The 10,561-nt window shown below is 28.8% G+C and carries 6 protein-coding genes; all 6 read right to left on the bottom strand.

Annotation, left to right across the window (positions count from 1 at the left end; all coding sequences use genetic code 11):
• Nucleotides 1-207 precede the first annotated feature (207 nt).
• Genes ACFQZW_RS11625 through ACFQZW_RS11600 form a run of 6 tightly spaced genes read right to left on the bottom strand, consistent with a single transcriptional unit; the run spans nt 208 to nt 10,460 of the window.
• A complete protein-coding gene (locus tag ACFQZW_RS11625; protein ID WP_386783181.1) occupies nt 208-561 on the bottom strand; it encodes a DUF3127 domain-containing protein in 354 nt (117 codons plus the stop codon).
• Nucleotides 562-593: 32 nt separating this feature from the next.
• Nucleotides 594-2,708 (bottom strand): hypothetical protein, encoded by a 2,115-nt coding sequence (locus tag ACFQZW_RS11620; RefSeq protein ID WP_386783179.1) that lies wholly within the window; start codon nt 2,706-2,708, stop codon nt 594-596.
• Between the two features lie 59 nt (nt 2,709-2,767).
• Nucleotides 2,768-5,269 (bottom strand): DUF4268 domain-containing protein, encoded by a 2,502-nt coding sequence (locus tag ACFQZW_RS11615; RefSeq protein WP_386783177.1) that lies wholly within the window; start codon nt 5,267-5,269, stop codon nt 2,768-2,770.
• A gap of 59 nt (nt 5,270-5,328) precedes the next feature.
• Complete coding sequence (locus tag ACFQZW_RS11610; RefSeq protein ID WP_386783175.1) at nt 5,329-9,255, bottom strand: Eco57I restriction-modification methylase domain-containing protein; 3,927 nt, start codon at nt 9,253-9,255, stop codon at nt 5,329-5,331.
• A 5-nt stretch (nt 9,256-9,260) separates the two neighbouring features.
• Nucleotides 9,261-10,268: a restriction endonuclease subunit M gene (locus ACFQZW_RS11605; protein ID WP_386783173.1), complete on the bottom strand. Its 1,008-nt coding sequence runs from the start codon at nt 10,266-10,268 to the stop codon at nt 9,261-9,263.
• A 15-nt stretch (nt 10,269-10,283) separates the two neighbouring features.
• A complete protein-coding gene (locus ACFQZW_RS11600) occupies nt 10,284-10,460 on the bottom strand; it encodes a hypothetical protein (RefSeq protein WP_386783171.1) in 177 nt (58 codons plus the stop codon).
• Nucleotides 10,461-10,561 lie beyond the last annotated feature (101 nt).

The raw sequence follows: 10,561 nt of genomic DNA, 5'->3' as shown, positions 1-10,561 counted from the left end.
CATAAATATGTTTAAACCATAAAAAAAGACCTACATTTTGTAGGTCTTTCTGTGTTGCTCCTCCTCTTGGGCTCGAACCAAGGTCGGTTAAACCCTTGCAAAATAAAACTTTTTTGAATTTCAATTATTTATGCCCCCTTTTAATACACCTTTTAACTCGCTTATTTAAATACTATCCTTCTACCTAATATTTGATTTAGTAAAATATTAAAACGGTACATCATCTGATTCATTCTCAATAAATGTATCTTTGAATTCACTAGGTTCTATAATTTCTTTATCTAAAATTTCAATTTTCCAACCTTGTATTGAGTTAAAATATTTAGTTTCACCTTCTGGATTAACCCATTCTTTACCTCTTAAATTATAAGCTATTTTTACAGCTTGTCCAACTTTACAATCATCCAATAGTTCACACTTATCCTGAACAAACTCAATTAAAATTGATTGTGGATATTGCTCATCTGTTGTAACTACAGTTTCTCTTTTTCTGAAACCACTAGCTCCAAATGTTTTAGTTTCATTTATAATTTTTATTGTTCCTGTAACTTCTGTATTCATAGTTTTTATTTTTTAAATTGTTTTATTTTTTATTATAATATTAATTCTATTGAGTTTATTCTCTCGAGTTTAAAGGAACAATCTTCCCTATCTTTCAAATGACAATATCCTTGAAAATGTTCTCCATACCTATAACCCGACGCTATAAAATCACTTGTATATTTAACATTACTTACTACTCTTGTTGTAGTTTCAAAGTTGTAATTCGTATAATTAATTTTAATATTTTTCCCTTCATTTATAGCTCTATCAACAAGTAATTCTACTTTTTTTATATCATTTTTTGAAAAAACATTTACCCTTGGATTTAGTTCGATAATTGGTTTTTTTGGTTGTGTATATGGTTTTTGATAAGTACGCTTTGGAGGAGGTGTTGTTTTTTTGGGTTGCGGAATGGAATGAGAAATGACCATTCTTTCTTCTCGTAATTCTTTTTCAGTTAATGCAGAATTGAGTGGTTTGTATGGTTCGTTATAAGGAGCAAAAGTGTGGTTTAGATAGTTTTCTCGATAGTTTGTGCGTTCCCAGTAACTTGCTTGAGTAGTATCCCAACATTTTTCTTTTACAATATTATCTATATATTCAAACTCAGAAGGAATATTGTATGATGGTTCTATGGCAGCAATAATTAATGCTATTTGGTTTAAACATTGCATTGGTTGATGGTGTACTTGGTATTCTGAAAATCGAATTACAATCCACCCTCTATCTGTAAAAAATGTATCTCGTAGTTTGTCGTTAGGAACACAATGCGTCAATTTTCTACTAACACCAACATAGGGTTCATCTATTTCAATATCTATAAAAATATTTAAACCGGATTTTGAAACCATAGCAATATCTGGTTCATAAGGAATTGTACCTTGTTCTATAGCTAACATTGCATTGTCAAATACATAGAAATCATCTTCAAAAACAGTCTGAATATCTTCTGAAAATTCAGCTTCTTTATAACCCTTTCGTTTATTACCTTCAGGTCGAAACGATCTAATGATACTATTGTGTTGAGGTTTTTTTATCACAGGGTATTGAGAAGTATTTTCTATAATATTATAGGTTGCAAAGTTTACTCTTTTTGTTAGGTCAAAATTTAAAGAATCATCAACGCTTTGCTTAACACTATTTGTTATTTCGTTGGATTTTTGTTCTTTCTGTTTTTCTGTTTTTCTTTTTGCAATCTTTTCGCGATGTTTTTTCTCTATATTTTCCTGAAGTATTTCTAACTTTCGTTCATTTTCTAATCTTATTTTTTCTTTTTTAGTAGCCTCCTTTATAGCTTTTTTTTCATTTTCTAATCTTACTTTCTCTTTTCTATCAGCCTCTTTTTTTATCCTCTCTTGCTCTAATATGGCTTTCATTTGTTCTCTTTCTATACTTTCTTTTCTTTTTCTTTGGGATTCCAGACTTTTTGCTAAGTTTTCTAATCTTTTTTCTTCTTTTTTTCTATAGTATATTTCATCTGCTTTTCTTTTAGCATCTTCTTCCTCTAATTCTTTTAAAATTAATCTTTCCTCTTCAACTTCTGCTTTTTCTAATTTATGTATTTTGTATTTTTTAATCTGTATTTTAATTGCAAACCCCAATACGAAAAGAAGTATTATAAGAGTAAGTATTATAAATGGGTTTTGAATAATTTGTATAAAACTGGATTTTGTTAAGGTTGTATTTAATTCTGAAATACGTTGTTCTATAATATTTGTTTTGTTGTTATAGTAGAACGCTACCTCATTTTTTATAGATGGACAACAACGGTCATCACCTTTAGCATACATTATTTTTGTAGCGTAAATAGTATTGTTTTGTATGCCTTCTACACTAAAACGGTATTGAGGATTAAAGTCTGAAGTATATACGGGTTTTCCATTGATGGTCTTATAGAACCGTGCACCTGCTGCGTGACTTATATCATTTTTAGGGCCCCAAGTATACCAGATTAAAATATCATCAATACCATCATTAGTTAGATCTCCAATAAAGGTTGCTTGTTGTTGAATAACTGCATACTTTTTTATTGTTTTTAGATATGTAGGCACATCACGATTGAATTTTATTTCTGCTTTTTTAGCAATTTCAATACTATTTGAGTTTAGTACTGTTTGACTAAAACAATAAATGGGAAGTAGGTAAAGTATTAAAATCTTATTCATAGTGGGGAAATTTAAAATGTGTTTTAGCTTATAATTTCATTTACTAAATATTCATTTAATTACTTCAATATTTTTATAGCAGGTTTAAGCGCTTCTTCAAACTTTGGTAAGTACTCAATTAGAAATTCATTCATTTTTACCCAATCATTTTTATCAAATAAGTTTACATCATCTAATTGGTATTTGATTCTACTCATTTTAAAATTTGCTAATTCTTCCCATTCAAGTTTAGCTCCAAATGTATTTTCAATTGCTTCTTTATTAGCTAATAGTTTTTTGAAATATTTTTTATTTTGCTGTTTACTTGATGATGATATACTTAATTCTAATCTTACATATTTACCTGTTATTACAAATGTGTATGCTAAACCACTTATACCTGCTCCAGAATTTAACCAATGGTCTTTAGTTGCACATACATTTGAAAAAAGTGTTGTATTTTCTAATTGTGGTAATAATTGTTTCCAATATTCTTTACGAACAGTAAATCTGTTTGGTGTTTTTACATCATCACTATCGGCATACTTTATTGTTAATTCATCTTCAAGTTCAAATAATGTTAAAAGTTTTTTAAGAATATTAAACTTTTGACTGCTTGCTAAATTTGACTCTAAATAATAGCCATTATCTAATTCTTGAGGAGATCTAAATTCTTCAGAATTTCTTGATAATTTAAAATAATCTTTTACTTCTAATAATAGTTGTGGATTCTTTTCAAACAATTTTTGGATTACATAGACATACATTTGAGATACAAACTCTTCTTCAACTTTTGTATTTTCAAAAATGAAATACTCTAATTTTTTATAGGTTGGAGATTCTGCATTGAAAATGTTTTGTTCTTGTCCGTTCTCTAATTCTGGAAGTTTTACATTTGGATATTCCCATATTTTTAAAAATCTATCATAGATTAAATAAAATCTTTCATTATGGTTTGAAATTTCCCAATTATCAATGTTTTTTAAGTAATCATTTAACCATAGGCGACTAAATATATAACCTTGTTCCCCATTTTCGTTATTCATTATTTTTTTATCAATGAATGTTTTGTTACTTAAAGCGCCATTATTACCTGATAAGGTTAAATTAGCAATGGTATTTAAATACCTTTCTTTAAATTGGAAAAAATCTTCTTGTGAAATAGCATTATTCCAATCATTATTAGGTTTTTGAGGGAATATATGTTCAATGGTTATATTCTCATTTGAAGTGTCAACATATTCCCTGTTATTGAAGTTCTCCAATAATTCAAACATATAGTTTCTGTTTTTAGATTGAATATTGTAAACATCTTTATCTTTTAATGCTGATTTTAATTCTTCATTTGTAGGGAACTTTGAGCTACCTCGTTTTTTAATTAATGCTAAAGCTACAGATTCAAAATAATCTTCTGTGTCTACTTCAGCATATAATGCCATAAATATTTTGTTTAAAGCATTAGTAGGTAAACCTACAATAAATCTTCTCCAAGTATATGTTTGAATTAGTTTTAAAATTTTTACTACATCTTCTTCTGAAACCAAACCATTTTCAGCATCTTCAAACACTTGTAACAAAAAAGGGTATGCTACATTAATTTCTAAACGAGAAATGTATTCTAACTCTCTTCTGATATTAGTTTCTTGTACTGTTGTTGGATTTATAAATTTTTTATAGTGTGTAGATAAAGATTTCATATTCTCTAACTCTTGATGATATTCTTCATCTTTATTAGTATATAACTTTTTAAACTCTATGTACACTTTATTTTTATTAGGAATTTTCTTATTACGTAAGGTTAAATAATCTCTAATGTAATCTGAAACTAATGATTTTTGTTTTGTAATGTTTCTTGCGTTTTCTTCAATTGGATTCCAAATTTGCTCAAATACTTTGTTTTGATTTTTAGGGTCTAAATCCATTAAAATGTAATTTCTAATCAAATCTGATTGTGATAAATCTAACCCAGTAGAATTTAAACTTTCAAAAATTCGTTGAGGGTCATCTTTTCCTCTTTCTAAAGATATTTCAACAAATATTAAGCGTTTTAAACCATTTAAAACAGTATTAAAATTTTCTTTATTTATTATGTCTTTGAAATAATTGAAGTTCTCAATTACGTTAGAATACAGGTTAAACTCATTTTCAGTTCCGTGCATTATTGCTTTAAAAGCTAATGAGTTCGCATCGGTTTGTTTTAATTTTAATTTGCTAGATTCTTCTTGTACGTATTGGTTTACTAGAAACATATTGTGCAGCATAGCTGCTTCTTGTTGCATATTATTTTCTTTTGCAAAGCGGTATAAGGCTACGTAAATTATATTAATTGTGGTGAGCCTTTGTTGTCCATCAATAATTACTAACTCTTTTACTTCACTTGTACTATATGCACCTTCGTGAATAAAAACAATACTACCTATAAAATGTGTACCTCTGTTTTCTGTTTCTACAGCAATTATATCGTTTAAGAGTTCTTTACATTCATTATTAGACCAATCATAATTACGCTGATACACAGGTATTACAAATTGTACATTAGGTGATTGTAAAAAATTTATTATTGGTAATTCGTTTGCTTTCATAGAATTTTAAATGGAAATAATTGTTTAATACGCTTTTATGTTTTAATAGTAAATAATAACTATATATCTTTAATTCTACTATCAATATAGTTCCATTCCTCTGTTGTAATATTCCAAAGTTTACACAAGTATTCATCAGTATATAAACGATCATAATTATCTAAATCTGGAATAAAAGCAAATACTTTTTTAGTAACGTGTTGAGAAATAACTCTTTGTAGCAGTAGGAATCTTACAGTTTTTGTTAGAAGATATGTTTTGAAAGATTGAACTTCCATTTCAGTTTCAAATGCACCTGCAATGATAAATGATTCTGTACAACAATCTCCTGGCTTTGCTATACGAGTATTTCCATCGTAATAGAAACCTATTGGTTTTGTAAAATCTGTTTGACCTGCAATAGGTGCAGGTGGAACTAAAAATTTCCATTTATTTAAGTAATTTCCACTATCAACTACATCATTTTCACTAGCAAATTTTAAACCTATTTTTTGTATAAACCAACAAGGAATACCTTTGTCTTTTGGTTTATAATTGGTTGGTAAACTAAATGGTTTTCTTGAAGATACTCGATCGGACAAATTTTTGTTTAATTTGTTTAATTCTAGTACTTTTTTAAGAATAGGGACAGCTTTGTTATCTCTAATAAGAATGTCAAATTCGTTTAAGGCTCTAATATCAGTACTTAATTCCCCATTAATATAATTTGTTATTGTGGTTTTTCCGTTGTATTCTTTGTCCCAAAGGTAATAACATAAACCACCAGCTATATCTACATTGGTAAAACAATCATTAGAATTAGGATAGTCAAATAGTTTAGAAATGTTTTTATCATTTAGCATTGTTTCTCTAAACGTATCTAAACCTTTACCACCTGCATACCATCTTGCAGGCATAATCAAAGAAACATAATCTGGATTAATGCTTTTTGCTATTTCTACAAAGTGATGATACACTGGTTTAGCACTTACACTATTACCTCCATCCATAACTTGATACGGAGGGTTTCCTACAATTGCATTAAATTTCATATTGTTTGAGTTGTTAGTATTCCAATAAGATTGTCCTTTTTTAATTTTCTTAATAAAATTTAAAGGTTTATTGGTAATTTGGTTTACTAAATCTTTAAAATGGTGTGTATTTACTTTGGCATCTCTAAAACCAACTAATGTACGTTTGGTTATACTTTTTGCCATTGGAGTTTTACAAATTACAAAAATGTTATTTGCAACTACTTTATCCCAACATTCTTGTTGCTGCTTAATAGTTAGCTGTTTAAGTTTTTTTCTTGGAAATTCTTCTTCAATTACATTTCTATAAGTACTGTAAGCAACAAATAATGGATATAAACCAGATTTAGAATTTATTTCAAGTAATCTTGTTTTTGTTTTAAAAATACTATTTGTTATCTTTCCTTGAGATATATAGCGAGGTTCAGCAATTGTGTTTTCAAAATTTTCATCATAAAAAACATAACCACCTAGACAATCGCTCATATGCATATTTACAACACGCCAAGGTGTAAGTACTGTTTCTTTATCAGGGTTTTTAAATTTGCTAAAAATAGCTGTTAAACGCTCTATACGGTCTTCAATTGTTAGATTGTCTGTTACTCTTGCTAAAGCACGAATACGTTTCCCTGCTGCTCTAAAAACATCAGGTTCGTAATATTTTTTAAATTTATTAAAAGTAGCTTTTGTAACACCATTAGGCATAAACTCTTCCCAAGATTGGCTGTCTACTAATTGTGTAAAATTATTAATTGTTAGTTCTTCTTCTTCATTTACAATATCAGCACCATAAATTAACAAAGGCATACGTATTGAGATTCCACGTAGAATGGAAACAGCTGTATCTCTATTATTCTTTTTTTCTTTTCGTTGCTCTAATAATTTCTTTTCTTCTTCTGTTAATTCTGTTTTTTTCTTCTTTTTAGCTTTTTCTAATTTTTCATATTCTTCATCTGTAAAACCTTGCTTGTTAATGTCAAGTTCATTTGTTTTAGGCATTGCCTTTGTACTACCAATTATTTTTTTAAGCCCATTGAACTCTTCTAAATCAACTGATTCTAGTTTCATTAGTTGGTCGTTGTTGTATAGGCTAGCATCTTCAAACCCATTGTTAACAACACGCTCTATGTACACTTTTTTAAGCTGCTCTAACATAGTAGAAACATTGTACTCTTTCATTTGTGAACCATCAGCGGAAATAATAGGGCAGAAATTTAAAAACTCTCCCATTATTGTACGGTCTTCATCTGTAGTTTTACCTGCTTTTGAAGACATTTTAGCTGCTTCTGCAATTACTTTTAAAGTACGGTCTGGAGCAAAATCAAATACAAAACATTCTTCTTTAACTTTACCATTTATTGTTGCAGGAGTTTGAACTCTAAATATGGTTTGCATATAGCTAGAAGCTGAAGTGCTGTGTGAACCTGCAAGCATAAATACAGCAGTCCAAGCCTTTACAGAAACTCCTGTTGTTAATCTACCACAAGAAAGTGTAATTGTATAGGTCTCGTGTGGTTTATCGCTAATTGCTTCATTTACTTTTTTAAGAGCTTCTTGATTTGATTCTTCTTCATCGCCATCACCCGCAACATTTACAATGTTAAAATGACTAAATACTGGATGCGATTTTAATAAAGCACTTAATGCACGTGCTTCTTTAACACCAGGTACCATCCATAAAGAATGTCGGAAATTATCACGGTATTCTTCAGTAGCAAAAGGATAGTTACTTTCTTTATCTTGTTTACATATTAAATTAAGAAAATTACTAACATCGTTGCGATGCGTAAAATTTCCAAATTCATCTACTCTAAAAAATTCCTTGAAATTAAACGCTACATCTTCATCTATATAAGCATCAAGTAATTTACCAAGGTCATATGTGAAAATATTCATTTTAGGCAACGAAGCATAAGGGTTTGGGTCACCAAAATGGATTTTATCCCATTCAGCTTTTGCCTTTTGCTCCATTACATAATCCCACGTATAAATTTCTTCTTCTTTATAATCATCTATAAGATTGAAAGGTGTTCCAGAAAGGTGTAATATTTTAGTTTTTGCTTTTTTAACCTCATTAATTACATTTTTACCCAATTGTGTTTGTGTACCTTCGTGGGCTTCATCAACAATTATAAAATCCCAATCTGCACTAAAAATCTCATCGTTTTTATCAAAATTACCACCAACTAATTCAGAACCACGCAAATCCTGTATGGAAGCAAAGTAGATATATTTTTTATCGTCTTTATTACAAAGCTTTTCTAATGTGTTGAATTGACTTCCTTTGTTTTTAGAGCCGTAATTGTAATTAGGTTTGTCATAAAATATTTTTCCAAAATCTTCAAACCAACCAGCATCAACAACAGGACGATGTGTAAGAATTAGTGTTCTTGTGAAATTATGGTCTTTAATAACTTGCAGAGCAGATAATGTTTTACCAAAACGCATTTTAGCAAACCAAAGCATTTCATTACTTTTTTTAAATTGCTTTTTAGTTTTATCTATGGCAATTTGTTGTTCTGGTCTAAAAATTATTGGGTTTTGGGTTGAAGATATTTCACTTGCATTTAAAGAATCTTTGCCTTCTTTTACAGCTTTAATAGCTTTTTTAACAGTTTCTAAATCGGTTATAAACCATTCATTCGCTTTGTTCTTTTTATCAAAAACCTTTCTTTTAATACCCGACCTTAATAAAACATTATGAACTTCGGAATCAGTAAACGAATTTAATGTTCCTTTATCATTATATACGGTAACTTCAGTATGCAATAAATCATAGACAATGCCAGCTGTTTGTGTGTATTGATTTATCCTATTTTTTGCAGCCTTATTAAGTGCTTTACTATTTGGTTCTAAACCCCAAATATCCTCATTGTCTGAAGTTGCTTCTCCTACCTTAAGGCAATCTAAATGATTTAAATCATTTATACGAAAAACGTAAATTAATTTTAGCTTTAATGATGAGGTAAATTTCATTAGCATTAATTTTTTATAAGGTCAATAAATCTAATTCTTCTTCCTTTTTTTCCTGTAATTTTATCGTTATTTGCCCAATCTTTAATTAGGCAATATATACCATTGTGTTTTTTTATATCTTCTTTTTGACACCCAACGCACTCTGTACTTTTTGTTTCTTCATCACCAAAAAGGTCTACATTTGTTTCAATAACAGTTTTACAAGTATTAGGTATAACACCTTTTATTCCGTCCATTTGCCATATGTTCCAAGAAATTATATAAGCAATATATTTTATAGACTTTAATAGAGGTTCTTTGTCAAATTTATATTTATAGTTTTCTATAAACGTATACAACATTGCTTCACGCGCTAACAATAAATTATCTCCTTGCCATTCAAAAGCATAGGTGCTTTTATAAGCAGTTTGGGCGGCTTTTAGCCATTCGCCAGAGGTATTTACATTTTCGTTTATAACTCTTAACTTACGGTCTAATATTCCAATTCTATTTTCAACAGGAATAAAATCCCCAGTAGTAGTGTCGTACCTACTTGTAATATACGGAGCTTCACCACAAGCAATTTCAAGACGTTTGTCATTTACATAATCTTTCCAAGTTTTATTTTTTGGAAAACTTATATTATTTGTATTTACATTCCAACCTTTAGAGCCATCAGAATTTTTAATTTCTTTATTGAAAACATTTTCTTTCTGAAACCAAGTATTATCTATAAGGTTGTTTTGAGCATTACATATCCAAGAAGGTGTAAATACTTCAGCCATATCTTTAGATCTTGATTGTTGTAAAATTATATCCTTTTGAACACGAGGCATTATAATATTACCATTTTCACCTGTAATTAAATTGATTAAAATTTGAGATTCAAAACTGTATGGCTTACCTAAATGTTTATAATTTTCAGTTGCCCAAAATATATTTTTTTGTGTTGTATGGTCACGCAAAAGTGTTTCAAGAACAGTTGGATAACTTTCTATAATTTTGTTTTCTAATATGTCTATTTGGGTGTACAATTAAGTAAATAATTTTTATGAGGTTAGTAAAACTTTAACCCTATTATTAAGAGTTTCTGCTATTTCTTTTTTCAATTTTTGATATTTTTCCCCTCCTTGAATATGAAAGCATTTTATATATGTTTCATTTACAACAACTTCATCTTGCCCGTTAAGGTGATTTTTGATGACTGAGGCTTGATATAATGACATTAAATAGTATTACAATTTTAAATATCTGTTCTTGAAAAGAACAGAGGCAATTATTTCATATAAAAATAAGTTTTATAATTGAATTAACAAGTATTATGATT

The organism is Lutibacter aestuarii, from assembly GCF_042676885.1.
Lineage (GTDB): Bacteria > Bacteroidota > Bacteroidia > Flavobacteriales > Flavobacteriaceae > Lutibacter > Lutibacter aestuarii.
Note: the sequence above shows the minus strand (reverse complement) of the source record. Positions and strands in the feature narration are given on the sequence as shown.

What these genes read in the sequence shown, in the direction of transcription:
- ACFQZW_RS11625 (WP_386783181.1), bottom strand. Translation starts at nt 561, where the DNA reads ATGAATACAGAAGTTACAGGAACAATAAAAATTATAAATGAAACTAAA.
- ACFQZW_RS11620 (WP_386783179.1), bottom strand. Translation starts at nt 2,708, where the DNA reads ATGAATAAGATTTTAATACTTTACCTACTTCCCATTTATTGTTTTAGT.
- ACFQZW_RS11615 (WP_386783177.1), bottom strand. Translation starts at nt 5,269, where the DNA reads ATGAAAGCAAACGAATTACCAATAATAAATTTTTTACAATCACCTAAT.
- ACFQZW_RS11610 (WP_386783175.1), bottom strand. Translation starts at nt 9,255, where the DNA reads ATGAAATTTACCTCATCATTAAAGCTAAAATTAATTTACGTTTTTCGT.
- ACFQZW_RS11600 (WP_386783171.1), bottom strand. Translation starts at nt 10,460, where the DNA reads ATGTCATTATATCAAGCCTCAGTCATCAAAAATCACCTTAACGGGCAA.